We start from the raw sequence: 18,088 nt of genomic DNA, 5'->3' as shown, positions 1-18,088 counted from the left end.
GTTGCTCAGAGTCGGCGGGGAAGCAATGTACGGTCTAGTTAGTTAATAGAGACTGCGAGACCGGAGCCCGGGTGTCAAGAGGCGGATTTCAGGCCGTCAGGTAGTCGATCACCAGGTCGCCGAGCATCGTGCGGTAGTGCTCGCGCCGGTCCGGGTCCAGCAGGTCGCGGCCGAAGATCGCCTGGAACGTGTGGCGGTTCGCCAGCCGGAAGACGCAGAACGAGCTGATCACCATGTGGATGTCGAGCGGGTCGACGCCGGCGCGGAACCGGCCGGCCGCGTGTCCGCGCTCCAGGATGCGGGCGAGCCCGCCCAGTGCCGGGTCGGCCAGCCCGGCCAGGATCGCCGACTGCTGCAGGTGCTCCGCGCGGTGGATGTTCTCGATGCTCACGAGCCGGATGAAGTCGGGGTTCGCTTCGTGGTGGTCGAACGTCAGCGCGGCCAGCCGCCGCAGCGCGTCCTCCGGCTCGAGGTGCTCGACGTCGAGCTGCCGCTCCAGGGCGCGGATCGCGGAGTACGCCTGCTCCAGCACGGCGATGTACAGCTGTTCCTTGCCGCCGAAGTAGTAGTAGATCATCCGCTTGGTGGTGCTCGTGCGGGCGGCGATCTCGTCGACGCGGGCGCCGGTGTAGCCCTTGTCCGCGAATTCCCGCGTGGCCACGGCGAGGATGTCGGCGCGGGTGCGTTCCTTGTCGCGCAGGCGCTCGGCCTCCGGCGATGGTGCGGCCACCGGGCTCCCTCCGCTGCTGGTCGACCGCCTCACTCTAGCCCAGCCCTTCCGCCGGGGCGGCAGCCGCGCTAACGTGAACGTACTAGTTCGTACATTAATCCGGAGGACGCGGCGTGACCAGCTACCTGATCGGACTCGTCGGCTCGGGCATCGGGCCGTCGGCCAGCCCGGCCCTGCACGAGCGGGAGGCCGACGAGCTCGGCCTGCGCTACGTCTACCGCCTGCTGGACCTCGACGTGCTGCGCCGCCCGGTCGCGGACGTGCTGGCCGCCGCCCGGCTCGCCGGCTTCGACGGGCTCAACGTCACCCACCCGGCCAAGCAGGCCGTGCTGCCGCACCTCGACGAGCTGGCGCCCGAAGCCGCCGCGCTCGGCGCGGTCAACACCGTCGTCTTCCGGGATGGCCGGGCGATCGGGCACAACACCGACGCCACCGGCTTCGCCCGCAGCCTCACCCGCGGCCTGCCGGACGTCCGGATGGAGGAAGTCGTCCTGCTCGGCGCCGGGGGAGCGGGCGCGGCCGTCGCGCATGCGCTGCTGTCGCTCGGCACCGGCAGGCTGACCGTCCACGACGTCGACCGCACGCGAAGCGCGAAGCTCGTCGAAGCGCTGCGGACGCGGTTCGGCGCGGCCCGCGCGGAAACCGGCGGCCTGGACGTCATCGCGCACGCCGACGGCCTGGTCCACGCCACCCCGACCGGGATGGCCGCCCACCCCGGTTCACCGGTGCCCGCGGAGCTGCTGCACCCGCGGCTGTGGGTGGCCGACATCGTCTACCGGCCGCTGGAGACCGCGCTGCTGGCCGCCGCCCGCGCCCGTGGCTGCCGGGTGCTGGACGGCGGCGGCATGGTCGTGCTGCAGGCCGCCGAGTCGTTCCGGCTGTTCACCGGCGCCGACCCGGATCCGGCGCGGATGCTGCGGCACTTCGGCACCCTCGGCGGGGAGGCCGCCCGTGCCGCCTGAACCGCGTACCGCGATCGCCACCGTCTGCCTTTCCGGCACTCTCGAAGACAAGCTCGCCGCGGCCGCCGCGGCCGGGTTCGACGGCGTCGAGCTGTTCGAGAACGACCTGGTCGTCTCGCCGTCGAGCCCGGCGGAAATCCGCCGCCGCTGTGCCGATCTCGGCCTGTCGATCGACCTCTACCAGCCGTTCCGCGACTTCGAGGCGGTGCCGCCGGACGTCCACGCGGCCAACCTGCGCCGGGCCCGGCACAAGTTCGACGTCATGGCCGAACTGGGCACGGACACCGTGCTGGTCTGCTCGTCGGTCTCGCCGGACGCGATCGACGACGACGAGCTGGCCGCCGAACAGCTGCGCGCCATGGCCGATCTCGCGCAGCAGCGCGGGATGCGGGTCGCCTACGAAGCGCTCGCCTGGGGGCGGCACGTGAGCGGCTACGAACACGCGTGGCGCATCGTCCGCCGGGCCGCGCATCCCGCGCTCGGCGTGTGCCTGGACAGCTTCCACATCCTGTCGAAGGGCCACGACCCGGCGCCGATCCGCGCGATCCCCGGGGACAAGATCTTCTTCCTGCAGCTGGCCGACGCGCCGAAGCTGCCGATGGACGTCCTGCCGTGGAGCCGCCACCACCGGCTCTTCCCCGGCCAGGGCGAGTTCGACCTGACGGCGTTCACCGGCCACGTGCTCGCCGCGGGCTACCGCGGGCCGCTGTCGCTGGAGGTCTTCAACGACGTCTTCCGCCAGGCCGACCCGCGTCTGGCCGCTCGCGACGCGATGCGCTCGCTGCTCGCACTGAAGGAATCGCTCGGCGTCCTGGACCTGCCGGCCGCGCCGGCGCTGACCGGGCACGCGTTCGCCGAGGTGGTGACCGATCCGGGTGCGGGCAGGGTGCTGGCTTCGCTCGGCTTCGCGCGCACCGGCCTGCACCGCACCAAGCCGGTCGAGCTGTGGGAGCAGGGCGAGGCCCGGGTGGTGGTCAACGAAGGCGGCGCGGCGCACGGTGCCGTCGGCGCGGTCGCGCTGGCCAGTACCGATCCGGCCCGCTCGGCGCGCCGGGCGGAAGCGCTGTGCGCGCCGGTCCTGCCGCGGGCGCGCGGCCCGCGCGAAGCGGACCTGGCGTCGGTCGCGGCGCCGGACGGCACGCAGGTGTTCCTCTGCGGCGACGACTGGCGCGACGACTTCGTCCCGACCGGGGAAACGGCCGGCGGCGCCGGGATCGTCGGAATCGATCACGTGGCGCTCACGCAGCCGTTCGACCACTTCGAGGAGGCGGCGCTGTTCTACCGCTCGGTGTTCGGGCTGACGCCGTCGCCGGTGACGGAGTTCGCGGCGCCGTTCGGGCTGCTGCGCAGCCGCGCGGTGGCGGCGGGGGAGGTCCGGCTGACGCTGGAGGCCGCCGTGGTGCGCCGCGGCGAATGGGCGCCGGCGGTCCGCGAACCGCAGCACGTGGCGTTCGCCTGCACGGACGCACTGGCCGCGGCCGCGGCGATGCGGGCGGCGGGTGCCCCGCTGCTGGACATCCCGGGCAACTACTACGACGACCTCGAAGCCCGGCTGGACCTGCCGCCGTCGCGGCTGGCCGCGCTGCGGGAGCGTTCGGTGCTCTACGACCGGGACGCCGAAGGCGAGTTCCTGCACTTCTACACCGCGCTGGCCGGGGCGCGGGTGTTCTTCGAGGTGGTGCAGCGGATCGGCGGGTACCGCGGCTTCGGCGTGGCCAACGCGCCGGTGCGGATGGCCGCCCACCGCGCCCGGCGACACGCGGTCCCACCGGTGAAAACGCCCGCCTGATCGCCCTCACCGCCCCGGGAAGCCTTTCCCGGGGCGGTTTTCGGCGCGCCGCACGCTCGCGGGCGCGCGGAATTCCGGTTCCCCAGCGGTGAAAAACGCCCGGGACACCTTCCTATTCGGACGACATCTGCCGCACCCCGCCCGGTCGGCGTAACCGCCCGGCTACAGCCCGCATGCGTTTACAACGTTCCGGCAACCGCCTTGACAGCGCCTGTGGTACGTACCACTCTAACCCCAACATTGGTCTACACCATTTGGGGCGCCCGGCCGCGGTGGCCGGGCAGGGAAAGGACGGCATCGAGTGAAACGCTGGCTCAAGCTGGCGGCGGGCGCCGCCGCACTCACGCTCGCGACCGCAGGCTGCGCGGGCTCCAGCGGCTCGGACACCGCGGCCTCGTCGAGCGGGAACGCCCCGCTCAGCGGCACCGTCACGGTCTGGCTGATGACCGGGTCCGCGCCGACCACGCTGACCGACGCGCTCAACAAGGAGTTCGAGGCCGCGCACCCCGGCGTCAAGGTCAAGTACGAGATCCAGCAGTGGGACGGCATCCAGCAGAAGCTGACCACCGCGCTCGCCGGCGGCACCCCGCCGGACGTCATCGAGGTGGGCAACACGCAGACGCCGGCGTTCGCCTCGCAGGGCGTGCTGACCGACCTGTCCGGTGACAAGGACAGCTTCAACGGCGCGCAGTGGCTGAAGGGCCTCGCCGCCTCGGGCGAATACGACGGCAAGACCTACGGCGTCCCGTTCTACGCGGCCAACCGCGAGGTCATCTACCGCAAGGACATGTTCGAGCAGGCCGGCATCACCCAGCCGCCGACGTCGAACACCGAGTGGCTGGACGCCATCACCAAGCTGAAGGCGAAGTTCGGCTCCGACCCCGACTTCCAGGCCCTCTACATGCCCGGTCAGAACTGGTACGCGCTGCTGTCGTTCATCTGGGACAACGGCGGTGACATCGCCAAGCCCGCGGGCAAGGGCTTCAAGTCGACCCTCGACACGCCCGAGGCCAAGGCCGGCCTGGAGTTCTACAAGCAGCTGGTCGACGCCTCCGGCACCAAGGCGCCGAAGGACGCCGACGAGGCCAAGCCGCAGCAGGCGACCGTCTACGGCGCCGGCAAGGTGGCCATGATGATCGGCCTGCCGTGGGAGCTGGCGACCGCGGCCAAGACCGACGCGAGCCTGACCGGCAAGACGGCCGCGTTCGCCATCCCGAGCAAGAACGCGGGCCAGAGCGCCCCGGTCTTCCTCGGCGGCTCCAACCTGGCGATCCCGGCCAACAGCAAGAACGTGGCCGCGGCGAAGGAGTACATCAAGCTGCTCTCCAGCGCGAAGTACCAGGGCCAGCTCGCCGCTGCCGGCGTCGTGCCCGGCACGTCGACCGACACCAGCGGCCTGGCCAAGGACCCGCTGGGCAGCGTGATGGCCAAGGCCTCGGCCAACGGCAAGGCCGTCCCGGCCAGCCCGAAGTGGGGTGATGTCGAGTCGGGCCAGAACCCGATCAAGGACATGCTCACCGCGTACCTGACCGGCAAGAAGACGCTCGACCAGGCGACCGCCGACGCCAACGCAGCGCTCGACAAGCTCATCGGCGGATGACGGCGACCGCGAACATCACGATGCCGGCGGGGGCGACCCCGCCGGCATCGGCGCGGGTGCCGGGAGCCCGCCAGCGCCGGAAGGGCCGGTTCGGCGACCGGGTCCTCCCGTACCTGCTGCTGCTCCCCGCGCTGGCCGCCATCCTCGTCCTGCTCGCCTGGCCGCTGGTCCAGGTGCTGGGGATCAGCCTCCGCAAGCTCGACATCGGCGAGCTGGTCTCCGGCAAGACCGTCTGGGTCGGGCTCGGCAACTACACGAACACCCTCGCCGACCCGGAGTTCTGGACGGTCACCGTCCGGACCCTGGTCTTCACCGCCGCCATCGTGGCCGCCACCATCCTCGGCGGCCTCCTGCTGGCGGTGCTCATGCGCCACCTCGGCCCGGTCGTGCGGATCTTCGTCCAGGTCACGCTGGTGCTGGCGTGGGCGACCCCGGTGATCGCGACGACCACGGTGTTCCAGTGGATCTTCGACGAGCGGTACGGCATCCTCAACAAGACCCTCGACCGGCTGGGCTTCCACGGTTTCATCGGGTTCTCGTGGTTCTCCAGCGGCGCCAGCACGCTGACGGTGATCGGGCTGCTCATCGTGTGGCAGGCGGTGCCGTTCGTGACGTTCTCGCTCTACGCCGGGATCGTCGGCGTGCCGCGGGAGCAGTACGAGGCGGCCGGCATCGACGGCGCCGGGCCGTGGCAGACGTTCCGCGCGGTGACCTGGCCCGCCATCCGGCCGATCACGACGATGGTGACCTTCCTGTCGGTGTTGTGGGACTTCAACGCCTTCGCCCAGATCTGGGCGATCCGCGAAGGCGGCCCGGACGGCGAGAGCACCACCCTGGCCGTCGTGCTGTACCTCAAGGGCATCGCGGGCAACCACTTCGGCGCGGCGGGCGCGATCGCCACGCTGATGCTGATCGTGCTCGCGCTCATCACCGGCCGGTACATCCAGCTGCTGGTCCGGACCCCGGAAGGTGGTCTCAAGTGAGGAAGTCGCTGCCGCAGCGGATCGTGCTGTCGGTCGTCGGCGTGCTCGTGGCGCTGCTGATCCTCTTCCCGACGTACTGGATGTTCGTCACGTCGCTGCGGACGCCGGGGGAGATCCTGTCGCCGAAGTACGACCTGATCCCGACGTCGTTCTCGTTCGGCAACTTCGCCACCGCGCTGGGCAAGGACAACTTCCCGGTCTACCTGATGAACAGCCTGATCGTCACCGTCGGGTCGGTGCTGTGCGCGCTGGTCGCCGGAACGCTCGCGGCGATCCCGCTGTCGCGGCTGCGCTTCACCGGCCGCAAGGGCTTCCTGGTGCTGGTCATGGTGGCGCAGCTGGCCCCGGTGTCGGCGCTGTTCATCCCGCTGTTCCTGCTGATGCGGGACGCCGGGCTGCTCAACACGCTGCCGTCGCTGCTGCTGATCTACTTCGCGACCACGCTGCCGTTCACGGTCTGGATGCTCTACGGCTTCGTCAACGGGATCCCGTACGAGCTGGAAGAGGCCGCGATGATCGACGGCTGCAGCCAGACCGGCGCGTTCCGCCGGGTGACGCTGCCGCTGCTCGGGCCGGGACTGGTCACCACGTCGGTGTTCAGCTTCATCACGGCGTGGAACGAGTACCTGTTCGCGCTGGTGTTCATCCAGGACAAGCCGAAGGAGACCCTGCCGGTGTGGCTCGCGTCGTTCCGCACGGCGTTCGCCACCGACTGGGGCGGCGTCATGGCCGCGTCGGTCATCTACGCGGTCCCGGCGCTGATCTTCTTCCTGCTCGTGCAACGCAAGCTGGTGTCCGGCGCGACCGCCGGCGCCGTGAAGGGGTAGCCGGTGCCTTCGGACCTCGGGAAGCTCGCCGAAGCCGTCCTCCTGCCCGGGTTCGCCGGGACCACCGCGCCGGACTGGCTGCGCCGCCGGATCGACGGCGGGCTCGGCGGGGTGATCCTGTTCGGCCGCAACGTCGTCGACGACGAGCAGGTCGCCGCGCTCACCGCGCAGCTGCGCGGCGGGCGCGACGGAGTGGTCGTCGGGATCGACGAGGAGGGCGGCGACGTCACCCGCCTCGACGTGAACACCGGGTCGTTCGTGCCGGGGCCGCTGGCCCTCGGCGCGGCCGGCGACCCGGAGCTGACCACCGCCGTCGCCGCCGCGCTCGGTGAACGGCTGGCCGCCTGCGGGGTCACCGTGAACCTGGCCCCGTGCGCGGACCTGACCCTGGCGGCCGAGGACCCGATCATCGGCGTCCGGGCCTTCGGGTCCGACCCGGCGAAGGCGTCACCGCACGTCGCGGCCTACGTCACCGGGCTGCAGAAGTACGGCGTCGCGGCCTGTGCCAAGCACTTCCCGGGGCACGGCGCCGCGACCGAGGACTCGCACGTCGCCCTGCCGGTGCTGCCCCGGACGGTGGCCGAGCTGCGGGAGATCGAGCTCGTCCCGTTCGCCGCGGCGATCCGGGCCGGGGTGCGCTCGGTGATGTCGGGTCACCTCGTCGTCGAGGCGTGGGGCGAGGAGCCGGCCACGCTCAACCGGACGGCGCTCACCGACGTCCTGCGCGGCGAGCTGGGCTTCACCGGCGCGGTGATCACCGACGCGCTGGAGATGGGTGCGGTGTCCGGGGCGTATGGGCGGCACGACGGCCTCGGCCGCTCGGCCGTGCGGGCGCTGGCCGCGGGCGCGGACGCGCTGTGCCTCGGCGGCGCGGCGTTCGAGGCCGAGCACCTCGACGCGTGCGTGGCGGCGATCGTGGCCGCGGTGTCGGCGGGGGACCTGCCGCTCGGCCGGCTCGAGGAGGCGGCCTCGCGGACGGCGGCCCTGGGCGCCGACCCGGCCCCGGCGGAGGCCGGGCCGGTCGACCGGCGGCTCGGCCTGGAGGCGGCCCGCAAGGCCCTGCGTGTCCGCGGCGAACCGCGGCTCGACGGGCCGCCGCTGGTGGTCGACGTGCAGACCGAGCCGACCATCGCGGCCGGGCCGATGCCGTGGGGCCTCGGCACGCACCTGGCCGAGCTCGTCCCGGGTACCCGCGCGATGACCGTGACCCCCGACGACGCCGACGCGGTTCTGGAAGCGGCGCAAGAGTTCCGCAGCGTCGTCGTGGTCACGCGGGACGCCCACCGGCACCCGCGCGTGCGGGCCCTGCTCGCCGCATTGTCCACTGTGGACTACATCCGCGTGGAGACCGGGACGCCCGGCCCGGCCGACGACGGCGGCCCGCGGATCGACACGTTCAGCGGCTCCTACGTCAGCCTCCGCGCGGCGGCCGAGTACCTGGCCTGACGCGGAAGAGCCCCTGCCCGGGATCGGGCAGGGGCTCTTCAGGTCAGTGGTTGACCTTGAACCACGGCTGCGCCCAGCCGAGGTAGGTCTGGCCCCACTTGGTCTTGATCTCCGAGATCGTGGTCTGGGTGTAGGTGCCCGCGCCGTGGATGTCGTTCGACAGGAAGTAGCCGCCGCCGATCGAGATCATCGTGTGGCCCGCGCCGCCGTTGGAGAAGAACGCCAGCCCGCCCGCCGGGACGTCCGTGCTGCCCGCGTGCTTGTAGGCGGCGGGGATCTGCGTCCAGTGTACGTACGCCGTGGTCGAGCCGCTCGCGCTGAAGCCGTAGTTCTGGGCGTTGATCCGGTCGCACCAGCCGTCGTAGGAGGAGTCGTAGTTCGTGTGCACCCGCGACTTGGCCTTGGTGACCGCCTGGGCACACGTGTTCGGGTCGCCCAGCCCGGAAGTCGAGCACGCCGTGGCGGGCGGGGTGTTCGTGCAGTCCGGCGCGATCCGGCCGTCGGAGCCGGTGTAGACGTAGGTGTCGGTGATGTAGCCGCCCGGGACGTGGTCCCAGATGTTGCTCGTGCCGTACTTGCCGGTGACCGTCTCGCCCGTCGTCTGGCAGTCGATCGTGACGGCGGTGCCGTCGGCGATCGTGCCGGTCGAAGTGGCGCCCGTGCTCGGGGCCGAGCGCACGGTCAGCGGCGCACCGGAGTCGGTGTGCACCGTGCCCGTGGCCGCGAGGGCCGGCGTCGCGCCGGCCAGCACGATCGCCGCGGCGGTACCCACCACGGCGGCCGTCCGCCTGCCGATCCGAATTCTCATGTGTCCGTCCTCCAGTGTCCCGGTGTGCGGCCAGCATGGCGGCCGCCGATACAAGGCCCGTACAAACCGGGGAGCACCGCCTGGAGATACGGCAAAAAGGACGAAGCCCCGCCTCAACCGAGATGTGGCCCGGGCAGCGGCCGGGCCAGCAGTTCCGACGTGCCCGGTGTGAGAGCACCGACCGGCTCCCAGCCCCACCGGCGGTACATCGCGTGCGCCGGCGCGGCCGTCGACGCGGCCAGGACAGCGAACGGCTCGGTCCGCTCGTGGAGCAGCCGGTCGAGCAGGTCACGCCCGTGCCCGCGGCCACGGGCGGCCCGGCGGACCGCCAGCTCGTAGACGTAGAACACCGGGCTTCCCCGCAGCCACGCGGGCGCGGCGGCCGTGGCCCGAGGATGCCACCACCCCGGCTCCCGGCCGACGCCGTAGGCGAACCCGGCCAGTTCCGGCCCAGCATGGACGGTCGTCAACGCGAATCCCGGCAGAAGCGCGTGCCGCGCCAGGGTTTCGCGGAACCGGGCCGCGTCGGCTTCGGTTTCCCGGTACGGCGGTTCGCGATAGACGTCGAGATACAGCCGAACCAGTGCCGGGTCAGGCATCCGCGCGCTCCCGGACACCCGCAAGCACCACGACGGCCACCAGCGCGCACCCGGTCAGCACGAACCACGGCAACCGCGGGCCGCCGGTGAGCAGTGCGGTGAACGTCACCGGCGCCAGCACCCGGGCCGCGCCCCACACCAGTTCCTCCAGCCCGAGGTAGCGGCCCCGCAGGTGCGGCGGGGCGAGCGCGACGATCAACGCGCTGCCCGCCGGGGCCTGCAGCAGCTCGGCCGCGGTGAACACGACGGTGGCCGCGGTCAGCACGGCGAACGCCGGGATCGGCGTGCCCGCCGGCGCGGCCGCGAACACCAGGAACGACACGGCCCAGACGCCCGCCGCGGCCCGCAGCGTCCGCGGCTTTCCGAAGCGCTCGACCCGGCTCGCCACGACGGTCTGCCCGAGCACTACGAGCACCGTGTTGAGCGCGAACAGCACGCCGGGCTGCCATGCCGGCAACCGCAGCACGTCGAGCACGTACGCACTCAGCAGGACCGTGAACGCCAGATCGCACAACGCGAAGACGAGCACGGTCACGAGCACCAGCCGGAACGTCCGGTCGGCGAACACGGCCCGGTAACCTCCGCGGGGCGCGGTCCGGGCCACCGCCTGCGGGCCAGCGGACGCACCCGCTCGCCACGTCGCGACCAGCGCCGCCGCCAGCAGGAAGGTCGCCGCGTTCAGCAGGACGATCGCCGTGTACCCGCCCGTGCCGCCGCCGGCGACGAGGACACCGCCCGCCAGCCCGCCCACGCCGAGGCCGAGGTTGCGCAGCGTGCGCTCCATCGCGTACCAGCGGACGCGCTGGCCGTCGTCGGCCACCTGCGCCACCAGGGCACCCGACGCGGGCCAGAAGAGACCTTCGCCCCAGAACGTCGCCGCCGCCAGCGCGACGAGCTGCCAGAGCGACCCGCTGAAGACGTATCCGGTGAAGGTCACGACCCGCAGCAGGTTGGCCGCGACCACGACCCGCCGGGGACCGAAGCGGTCCACGAGCGGGCCGGCGGACACCCCGGCAGGCAGCGCGAGCAACGCCGCCAGCGACAGCGCCGCGCCGACCGTGGCCAGCGGGACGCCCTTGGCCGCGTGGAAGTAGACCAGGGCGAACGGCAGGAACAACCCCGTGCCCAGTGCGTCGACGCCCTGCGCGGCGAGCAGCGGCAGGCGGCCACGGGTGCTGGGCAGCCCGAGCAGTTCGGTGACGGCCATCGGCGTTCCTCACGCGTGGGGGAGCGGGAAGACGTTCAGCCGCTCCTCGGGCAGGGGCTCGCTGCGCCAGCCGAGGTCGACCGCGGCGCGGCGGACCCGGCCGTTGCCCCAGTACGGGAGTCCGGCCGGGAAGTTGGCGACCAGTCCCGGCACGAGCGTGTGCGCCGCGTGGAACCCGGCGGCCGCGACGTCGCGGGTGGTGACGTCGACGCTGATCACCTCGAAACCGCGGGCCTCGACCCGGTCCTGGTAGGCCTTCAGCCGCCGTTCGCCGAGCGAGGGCAGGCCGTCCCAGCCCCGCACCGGCAGGTCGTGCACCCACGGCGCCACCCGGGCGCCCGCGCGCGGGTCGAGGTGGAGCTGCTGCTGGCACACCAGGTCCACGACGTCGGCGAAGTCCGCGCGGTAGGAGTCGAGGTAGCGGCGGTCGGCCCGGTACGGCTTGAGGTTGCCCAGATGCGGCAGGTCCTCCCGCATCGCGGTCACCTCGTGCTCGTCGTCGAGGGCCTGGCACGTGTGCTGCAGCGTGAACCCTTCGGCGAGCGCCTTCTTGGCGGCTTCGAACGCGTCGGGCCGGGCCGCGAACCCGATCGAGAGCCAGCGCCGGACCCGGTCGAGGACGGCCGCCGCGACGACCGGCACACCGAACTCGTTGTCCAGCGGGATGAGCGTGACGTCGTAGGTTTCGGTCGTGTCGGCGACCAGCGCACGGATCTCGGCCGGCACCGGCAGCCGGCGCAGCCGGGGCGTGTTGGCCCACCAGATCATGGTCGCGTCGCGTTCCAGCACCTCTTCGAGGCCCGAGGTGACGGCGTGCTCCTCGCTGGTGCCCGCGGCGAGCCCGGCGATCAGCGGGTCGGTGAAGCGGGCGCCCGTGGGTTCGGGCGCCTGCGAGACGAGGCACGCGGGGACCCAGACCGCCTCGCCGGTCGTGTGCGAAAAGCCTTCGACCCAGGCACATTCGCTGTCGGTGGTCAGTGGCGTGAACGGGAAGCCCGCCGAGCGGTACTGCCGCGGCGAGTAGAGGTTCAGGCGGCGCGGGTCGAGCGCCGGCACGCCGTCGCGGCTCAGGCGCGCGAAGCTGTCGTGGCGGATTTCGCGGTCCGGCGGCAGCCAGCTGCCGCAGTAGCGTTCCACGGCCTCCCCGACCGCGGAGGCACTGGCGAGCTCGAAGTCGTGCCACGACGTGCCGAACGCCTGGCGGTCGTTGGGCCAGCCGGTCACGCGCCGCATGTCCGCGACGTCGACCGCACACACCTTGAGCCGGGCGGGCATGCCCGGGGCGGCGGGCAGATCGTGGACGGCGGTCACGATCCCGGTCCGGTCGTCGACGAGCAGGTCCGGCCGCGGGCCGTGCGCCACGACCGGCCGGGGGCGGTCGGGCACCGGCAGCACGGGCCGGTGCCGCACGACGAGCCGGGCGGGATCGAGTTCCAGTTCGCCGGTCGTGGCGTCGGTGGGCTCGCCGGCGATCCAGCGTTCGAGCTGGGCGGCGAACGTGGTCAGCAGCCACCGGGTGTCCCCGGGCCGGAACCGCGGCTCGCGCGGCGCACCGGCGGAGGCGAAGGCGTCGATCACGCGTGGGTCGAGGGCGGCCGAACGGCGGCGAGCCAGGACGTCGGCGAAGTCGGGTCCGGCGCCGGGCCTGACCGCCGGGCCCGCGATCGCTTCCCCGCGTTCGCAGCGGAACGGGAAGAAGCGCACGCCGTGCTCTGCGCAGAACGCGTCCAGCGCGGTGAGCTCCGGATAGGCCGGGTGGGCGAAAGCCGCGACGACGACGGAGTCGTCCGGGACGGCGCCGGCGAGCGGCTCGACGCGGGCGTAACCGGACAGGGCGAGGATGTCCGCGAGGGGACCGGTCAGCTCCGCCGCGCCCGTGAGCAGCACGGTCGTGGCAGCGAGCCGGCGAGCAGCGTCGTCGTCGCGTGGTGGGCGGAGGCAGCCGTGGGCTTCGAGCACGTCGAGCACCTCGGCGTAGTCCGGATTCATGCCGCCGAGCAGCTCGGCGCGGGTGCGGGTGCCGTCGATGCGGTCCAGCCACGCACGGAACTCCGCCACGGGCGCGGCGATCGAGTACTGGCCGCCGTTCGGCGTGAAGAGCAGGCACAAACCGGGTTCCAGGTCGTGGACCTCGACCCCGGTCAGCTGCGGGCGGACGTCGTCGGGCATCGCGGACCCCTTGTGCGAAGGCGGGTGCGCCGCGGCCCCGTGCGGAGCCGCGGCCGACCCGGGCCGTGGTTACTTGGCGGAGGCGCGGTTGTGCACGACGGCGCGGTTGTGGACGACGGCCCGGTTGTGCACGACGGCGCGGTTGTGGACCACGGCGCGATTGTGGACGACGACGGCGGACGGGCGTTCGAACGTCGAGATCATGGTTCCTCCTGCGGGGTTGTGGAGTGCTTCCGGGATCCCGGCCGGGACGGGTGACATGAAGAAGTGTGGGCTTGGGGCGGGTATCGCGACGTCTTCTCGAATGCGCTGCGCACCTGCCGCCCGTGCGTTTCGCACGGGACGGCGTGACGTGGACGAGAATCCTGCCGGACCGCCGACTCGTGGCCGCTGCCGGTGCCGTCGCGGCCCTTCGACGGCACGCGCGCGGTTCTTCCTCGGCGGCTCACCCCCGACCGGCGCCCCGTTCGTGGCGATGGCGGTGCCGGCCTTCCCCCGGTGACCGAGGAGTCCCTCGATCAGAGCGGGTGCGTCTGCGCGTAAGCCGTCCAGACCTTCTTCGGTACGCACATCCGCCACGCGTCGAGGACCAGCTCGCGCATCTCCTCGATGCCGATCGCCGCGAGACGGCAGCGTACCCATTGGTAGCGCAGGTCCGCCGGCTCCGGCATCAGGAACTTCTCCGGTTCGCCCGCGACCAGCGCGTCCCGCTGGTCGCGGGGGTAGCCGAAGCCCATCACGGTCTCGTCCCGCGACAGCGCCACGAACACGATGCGCCCGACCCGGAACTTCGCCCGGTCCCGCACGACCGCTTCGTACGCGCGGGGGAGGGTGAGCGCGAACGCGCGGACGTCGTCACCGGTGACCATGTCGTCCAGTAAACCGCAAAGCGCGTCAGGCCCGGCAGGTCCGGGCGCGGTTGACGCAGTTGACCAGGCCGTTCATGATGCGCTGCGACATCACGTTCGCGAAGTCGTCGTGGTCGGACAGCGGGTTGTGCTTCTCCTGCGGGAAAGCGTCCACTTTGTACTGCTTCTCGACCTGGACGTCGTGCGGGATGTCGTAGGTCAGCGAAATCCGCAGCTGCGGCACGGCCTTGAACCCCGGGGCGCACCGGCCGGACCGGTCCGGGAACACGATGTGCGTGCGGTGGTTGGCGCTGTCGGTGTTCTTCCCGTCCCAGCAGCTCGGGAACGTGTGGATCCGCTTGACCTTGCTGCCGTCCGGGCAGATCGGGTACTTGTCCGTGACGCGGTTCTCGAAGCCGGTGCACGTCCAGCTCGCCCGGGCGTTGGCCGGGCCGTTGGTCGAGACCTTCGCGTCGCCGTAGAGCACGCGCAGGAACCGCGGCATCGCCACCACCCTGCCCACCGGGCTGCCGCGGAAGGTGATCTGGACCTTCTGCGGGCGCAGGATCCTGCCGTCGTTGCCCGGCAGCTCGTTGTTCCGGTTCTGGCCGGGGGCGCTGGACGCGGCGGTGCCGGACGCCGTCCGCTCCGACCTGATCGCTGCGGGAGGCGCTGACGAACGTGGCGCGCCACGCCGGCGCGCGCTCGTGTTCGGTGGAGGTGACCGTGGACGGGCTCGGCAGGCGGCTGAACCTGGTGGTGCGCGACGATGGGAGCGGGCCGCCGCCGGGGGGACCCGGACGGGTCAGCGGGCTCGCCAACCTGGCGGCCCGCGCGGCACGCCGGGGCGGCGGCTGCGTGCTGGTGGCGGCCGGCGGCGGCTGCCGGCTGGACTGGACGGCGGAGCTGCCGGCGCGGACCGGCGGGCAGGGGAGCGGGCGATGACGCTCTCGGTGTTCCTCTCGACGACCACGAGCTGGTCCGCACCGGCCTGAAGACCGTCTTCGAGTCCGAAGTGGGCATCGAGGTGGCCGGTGAGGCGGCGACGGCGGCCGAGGCGCTGGTCCGGATCCCGCAGGCCCGCCCGGACGTGGCCATCCTCGATGTCCGGCCGCCCGACGGCCAGGGGGTGGAGGTGCCGCGAGATCCGCTCGACGGTGCAGCCGCCGCCCGCCTGCCTGATGCTGACGTCCTATTCGGACGACGACGCGCTGTTCGGCGCGATCATGGCGGGCGCGGCCGGGTACATGCTCAAGCAGGTTTCCCGCCGGTCGCTGGTCGAGGCCGTCCGCACGGTCGCCGCGGGCGGCTCGCCTGCTGGACGCCACGCGGACCGCGTCGGTGGTGAACAAGCTGCGCGGCGCGGACGTGACCGCGCCCGGCCCGCGGTACGAGCAGCTCAGCCCGCGGGAGCGGCGGGTGCTGGACCTGGTCGCGGAGGGCCTGGCCAACCGGCAGATCGCCGACCGGCTGTTCCTGGCGGAGAAGACGGTGAAGAACTACGTCTCGTCGGTGCTGCACAAGCTGGGCGTCGAGCGGCGCACGTCGGCGGCGGTGTACGTGTCGCAGCGACGCGCCGGCGGTGGCCGTCCGGGCTGATCCGCGCGTCCGGCCGGGCGGAACCGGTGGGGCGTCCGACGTATCTGCCCGCCGATGGAGTACACCTGTCGGGTGACGCACGGTGCCTGCGTGCGCGGCAGAGGGGACGGCATGTCGGGGTTGTCGAGCGGGGACTATGTCACGCGCCAGATCCGGGCACTCGCGGAAGCGGTGCGCCGGGAGGGTGCGGGCGGAGTGGGCACGCGCAGCTTCCAGCTGGCGGAGCACCTGGCGGCGGAGGGAGGCGTCCACCGCGGCGACATCCTGACGGCGACGGCGACGCTCCTGGCGATGGCGGCGTGGTGCGACGGCGAGGCCGAGGCGGCCCGCCGGTTCGCGGAGCGGGCCGCCGAGCACGACGAAGATTCCCGGGAGCTGGTGGCGCACCTGCTGTGCCTGGAGGTGGGCGCCGAAGAGGGGTGGCTGCCGCAGGAACGGGCGGAAGCGCTGCTGGAGTACGCGCGCCGGGCCCGCCGGGGCGATCTGGCCTCGCGGGTCCGGTCGATCGCCGGCCCCCGCGGCGGACGGCACCGTCGCGAGGACTAGCGCCCGCAGGGTCGCGAGTGGGAAACGGGGTTCTGACCCTGTTTCCCACTCACGACCGGGAGCCGGCGCGGCTAGCTCGGGAGCGGGCGGGCGGGGTCGGCCAGTGCCGCCGCGTCCACCGGACGGCCGCTGCGGATCAGCTCGCGGACCGCGTCGAGGCCTTCGTCCCACTGGTTGACGTGCAGGCCGGCCACCACCCGGTCACCGGCCAGCCAGAACGCGTGGAACGCCTCGTCGCCGCCGCGGGTGACCACGCGGTCGTAGCCGCCCGGCGGGAACCAGCCGGTGAACTCCATGCCGGCGTCGTACTGGTCGGAGAAGAAGTACGGCAGGTCGTCGTAGGCCGGCTCGCGGCCCAGCATCGACCGCGCCGCCGCCGGGCCCCCGTTGGTTGCCGCCGCCCAGTGCTCCACGCGGATGCGGCGGCCGTAGGCCGGGTTCCAGACACTCGCGACGTCGCCCGCCGCGAAGATGTCGGGGTCTTCGGTGCGCAGGGCCGCGTCGACGCACACGCCGTCGTCGACGGCCAGTCCCGCTTCTTCGGCCAGCTGCGTCTCGGGCCGCGCGCCGATCCCGACGATCACGACGTCGGCCGGGATCTCGCCCGTGTCCGTCCGCACCGCCGTGACGGTGGTGTCGCCCGCGAAGCCCGTCACGCCGGTGCCGAGCCGCAGCTCGACGCCGTGCCGGCGGTGCAGCCCGGCGAAGAACCCGCCCAGCTCCGGGCCGAGCGTCGCGTGCAGGGGCGACGGCGCCGGCTCGACGATCGTCACCTCGCAGCCGTAGGTCCGGGCCGCCGCCGCGGTTTCCAGGCCGATCCAGCCCGCGCCGGCCACGACGACCCGGCCGCCCGCTCGCAGTGCCTCGCGCAGCCGGTCGGCGTGGCTGAGGCGGCGCAGGTAGTGGACGCCGTCGAGGTCGTTGCCGGGCACCCGCAGCCGCCGCGGCGACGCGCCGGTCGCCAGCAGCAGCTTCGTGTAGCCGAGCCGCTCGCCGCCGTCCAGCTCGACCTCGTGCGCGGCGCGGTCCAGCGCCGTGACCCGGCGGCCGGTCAGCACCTCGATGCCCTGGTCGGCGTACCACTTCTCGTCGTGGACGAACACCGACGCGCGGTCGTCCTGGCCGAGCAGGTAGCCCTTCGACAGCGGCGGCCGCTCGTACGGCAGGTCGGGCTCCGCGCCGACGATGACGATCCGGCCGGCGAACCCTTCCGCGCGCAGGGTTTCCGCCGCCTTCGCGGCGGTGAGCCCGCCGCCGGCGACGACGTGGGTGTCCATCAGGCGCTCACCCCCGTGAGGGCGAAGAACTCCTGGCGGGTCTTGGGTTCCTCGCGCAGCAGGCCGTGCAGGGACGACGTCACGGTGAGCGCGCCGTTGGCCCGCACCCCGCGCAGCGACATGCACAGGTGCTCGGCTTCGATGACGACCCCGACGCCCTTCGGCGCCAGGTGCTCCTGCAGCCAGTCCGCGACCTGCTTGGTCAGCCGCTCCTGCACCTGCAGGTCGCGCGCGAACAGCTCGACCACGCGGGCGAGCTTCGACAGCCCGAGGATCCGCTCGCCGGGCAGGTAGCCCACGTGCGCGACGCCGCGGAACGGCAGCAGGTGGTGCTCGCACAGCGACTGCACCGGGATGCTCTTCGCCAGCACGAGCTCGTCGTAGCCCTCGTCGTTCGGGAACGTCGTCAGCTGGAAGTCCCGTGGCCGCAGCATCTCCGCGTAGGCGTTGGCCACCCGCCGCGGGGTGTCGCCGAGGTGCTCCGACGACGGGTCCTTCCCGAGCGCGCGCAGCAGGTCGGCGACCGCGCGTTCCGCCGCGGGCAGGTCCATGGTGTCGCGGTCGTGGACGACACCCAGGTGCCGCAGCGGCACCGGTTCGCTGACGGGATCGACGGTCACGACAGTCCTCCTTCTAAAACCAAGTCGAGCCGACGTTAGAAGCCGCCGGGGTTTTCGTCAACGGTTGTTTGTTTTAGA

At 72.7% G+C, this 18,088-nt stretch carries 17 protein-coding genes and 2 pseudogenes; 9 read left to right on the top strand and 10 right to left on the bottom strand.

Annotated features, from left to right (window positions below):
- Positions 1 to 88: 88 nt before the first annotated feature.
- The gene (locus BT341_RS28490; protein WP_072479205.1) at positions 89 to 730 is read right to left on the bottom strand and encodes a TetR/AcrR family transcriptional regulator; all 642 of its coding nucleotides are present in this window, start codon (positions 728 to 730) and stop codon (positions 89 to 91) included.
- A 113-nt stretch (positions 731 to 843) separates the two neighbouring features.
- Here BT341_RS28490 and BT341_RS28485 point away from each other — a divergent pair, with 113 nt between their 5' ends.
- The 6 genes from BT341_RS28485 to BT341_RS28460 all read left to right on the top strand — a co-directional run bounded on the left by BT341_RS28485 (position 844) and on the right by BT341_RS28460 (position 8,337).
- Positions 844 to 1,692 carry a shikimate dehydrogenase gene (locus tag BT341_RS28485; RefSeq protein WP_072479204.1) on the top strand — a complete coding sequence of 283 codons (849 nt, stop codon included), beginning with the start codon at positions 844 to 846 and terminating at the stop codon, positions 1,690 to 1,692.
- Positions 1,682 to 3,481 carry a sugar phosphate isomerase/epimerase and 4-hydroxyphenylpyruvate domain-containing protein gene (locus tag BT341_RS28480; RefSeq protein ID WP_072479203.1) on the top strand — a complete coding sequence of 600 codons (1,800 nt, stop codon included), beginning with the start codon at positions 1,682 to 1,684 and terminating at the stop codon, positions 3,479 to 3,481. Before BT341_RS28485 ends, BT341_RS28480 begins: the two co-directional genes overlap by 11 nt.
- Positions 3,482 to 3,782: 301 nt before the next feature.
- Complete coding sequence (locus BT341_RS28475; protein ID WP_072479202.1) at positions 3,783 to 5,081, top strand: sugar ABC transporter substrate-binding protein; 1,299 nt, start codon at positions 3,783 to 3,785, stop codon at positions 5,079 to 5,081.
- Positions 5,078 to 6,064, top strand: a complete 987-nt coding sequence (locus tag BT341_RS28470; protein ID WP_072479201.1) for a carbohydrate ABC transporter permease — start codon at positions 5,078 to 5,080, stop codon at positions 6,062 to 6,064. The genes BT341_RS28475 and BT341_RS28470 overlap by 4 nt, the downstream gene beginning before the upstream one ends.
- Entirely contained in the window at positions 6,061 to 6,891 is an 831-nt protein-coding gene (locus BT341_RS28465; RefSeq protein WP_072479200.1) for a carbohydrate ABC transporter permease, read from the top strand. Before BT341_RS28470 ends, BT341_RS28465 begins: the two co-directional genes overlap by 4 nt.
- Before the next feature lie 3 nt (positions 6,892 to 6,894).
- Complete coding sequence (locus BT341_RS28460) at positions 6,895 to 8,337, top strand: glycoside hydrolase family 3 protein (RefSeq protein WP_072479199.1); 1,443 nt, start codon at positions 6,895 to 6,897, stop codon at positions 8,335 to 8,337.
- Positions 8,338 to 8,380: 43 nt separating this feature from the next.
- Here the strand turns inward: BT341_RS28460 and BT341_RS28455 are convergent, their stop codons facing one another.
- The 7 genes and pseudogenes from BT341_RS28455 to BT341_RS28430 all read right to left on the bottom strand — a co-directional run.
- The gene (locus BT341_RS28455) at positions 8,381 to 9,145 is read right to left on the bottom strand and encodes an SH3 domain-containing protein (protein ID WP_072479198.1); all 765 of its coding nucleotides are present in this window, start codon (positions 9,143 to 9,145) and stop codon (positions 8,381 to 8,383) included.
- A 113-nt stretch (positions 9,146 to 9,258) separates the two neighbouring features.
- A complete protein-coding gene (locus tag BT341_RS28450; protein ID WP_072479197.1) occupies positions 9,259 to 9,744 on the bottom strand; it encodes a GNAT family N-acetyltransferase in 486 nt (161 codons plus the stop codon).
- Positions 9,737 to 10,951, bottom strand: coding sequence for an MFS transporter (locus tag BT341_RS28445; RefSeq protein WP_072479196.1), 1,215 nt, complete (start codon positions 10,949 to 10,951; stop codon positions 9,737 to 9,739). Before BT341_RS28445 ends, BT341_RS28450 begins: the two co-directional genes overlap by 8 nt.
- Before the next feature lie 9 nt (positions 10,952 to 10,960).
- The gene (locus tag BT341_RS28440) at positions 10,961 to 13,120 is read right to left on the bottom strand and encodes a YcaO-like family protein (RefSeq protein WP_072479195.1); all 2,160 of its coding nucleotides are present in this window, start codon (positions 13,118 to 13,120) and stop codon (positions 10,961 to 10,963) included.
- A 69-nt stretch (positions 13,121 to 13,189) separates the two neighbouring features.
- Entirely contained in the window at positions 13,190 to 13,324 is a 135-nt protein-coding gene (locus BT341_RS47405; protein WP_268747407.1) for a hypothetical protein, read from the bottom strand.
- A gap of 314 nt (positions 13,325 to 13,638) precedes the next feature.
- Positions 13,639 to 13,989, bottom strand: coding sequence for an MmcQ/YjbR family DNA-binding protein (locus BT341_RS28435; protein WP_072479194.1), 351 nt, complete (start codon positions 13,987 to 13,989; stop codon positions 13,639 to 13,641).
- Positions 13,990 to 14,014: 25 nt separating this feature from the next.
- A pseudogene (locus BT341_RS28430) lies at positions 14,015 to 14,587 on the bottom strand (DUF1996 domain-containing protein); the annotation flags it as partial.
- 62 nt (positions 14,588 to 14,649) lie between these two features.
- Between BT341_RS28430 and BT341_RS46005 the strand changes: the two are divergent.
- The 3 genes and pseudogenes from BT341_RS46005 (at position 14,650) to BT341_RS28415 (ending at position 16,113) form a co-directional block, all read left to right on the top strand.
- Positions 14,650 to 14,913, top strand: coding sequence for a hypothetical protein (locus tag BT341_RS46005; protein WP_245805131.1), 264 nt, complete (start codon positions 14,650 to 14,652; stop codon positions 14,911 to 14,913).
- Positions 14,910 to 15,567 (top strand): annotated as a pseudogene (locus BT341_RS28420) (response regulator). Before BT341_RS46005 ends, BT341_RS28420 begins: the two are co-directional and overlap by 4 nt.
- 90 nt (positions 15,568 to 15,657) lie before the next feature.
- Positions 15,658 to 16,113 carry a hypothetical protein gene (locus BT341_RS28415; protein WP_245805130.1) on the top strand — a complete coding sequence of 152 codons (456 nt, stop codon included), beginning with the start codon at positions 15,658 to 15,660 and terminating at the stop codon, positions 16,111 to 16,113.
- Between the two features lie 71 nt (positions 16,114 to 16,184).
- Here the strand turns inward: BT341_RS28415 and BT341_RS28410 are convergent, their stop codons facing one another.
- On the bottom strand, positions 16,185 to 17,390 hold the full coding sequence (locus BT341_RS28410) for an NAD(P)/FAD-dependent oxidoreductase (protein WP_177328909.1): 1,206 nt from the start codon (positions 17,388 to 17,390) through the stop codon (positions 16,185 to 16,187).
- Positions 17,390 to 18,010 carry a GTP cyclohydrolase I FolE gene (gene folE, locus BT341_RS28405; RefSeq protein WP_072479192.1) on the bottom strand — a complete coding sequence of 207 codons (621 nt, stop codon included), beginning with the start codon at positions 18,008 to 18,010 and terminating at the stop codon, positions 17,390 to 17,392. Before folE ends, BT341_RS28410 begins: the two co-directional genes overlap by 1 nt.
- Positions 18,011 to 18,088: the final 78 nt, after the last annotated feature.

The sequence above is a fragment of the Amycolatopsis australiensis genome, assembly GCF_900119165.1.
GTDB classification, from domain to species: Bacteria; Actinomycetota; Actinomycetes; order Mycobacteriales; family Pseudonocardiaceae; genus Amycolatopsis; species Amycolatopsis australiensis.
The sequence above is the reverse complement of the archived record's forward strand: the minus strand, read 5'-3'. Positions and strand labels throughout refer to the sequence as shown.

What these genes read in the sequence shown, in the direction of transcription:
- BT341_RS28470 (WP_072479201.1), top strand. Translation starts at nt 5,078, where the DNA reads ATGACGGCGACCGCGAACATCACGATGCCGGCGGGGGCGACCCCGCCG.
- BT341_RS28455 (WP_072479198.1), bottom strand. Translation starts at nt 9,145, where the DNA reads ATGAGAATTCGGATCGGCAGGCGGACGGCCGCCGTGGTGGGTACCGCC.
- BT341_RS28450 (WP_072479197.1), bottom strand. Translation starts at nt 9,744, where the DNA reads ATGCCTGACCCGGCACTGGTTCGGCTGTATCTCGACGTCTATCGCGAA.
- BT341_RS28445 (WP_072479196.1), bottom strand. Translation starts at nt 10,951, where the DNA reads ATGGCCGTCACCGAACTGCTCGGGCTGCCCAGCACCCGTGGCCGCCTG.
- BT341_RS28440 (WP_072479195.1), bottom strand. Translation starts at nt 13,120, where the DNA reads ATGCCCGACGACGTCCGCCCGCAGCTGACCGGGGTCGAGGTCCACGAC.
- BT341_RS47405 (WP_268747407.1), bottom strand. Translation starts at nt 13,324, where the DNA reads ATGATCTCGACGTTCGAACGCCCGTCCGCCGTCGTCGTCCACAATCGC.
- BT341_RS28435 (WP_072479194.1), bottom strand. Translation starts at nt 13,989, where the DNA reads ATGGTCACCGGTGACGACGTCCGCGCGTTCGCGCTCACCCTCCCCCGC.
- BT341_RS28410 (WP_177328909.1), bottom strand. Translation starts at nt 17,390, where the DNA reads ATGGACACCCACGTCGTCGCCGGCGGCGGGCTCACCGCCGCGAAGGCG.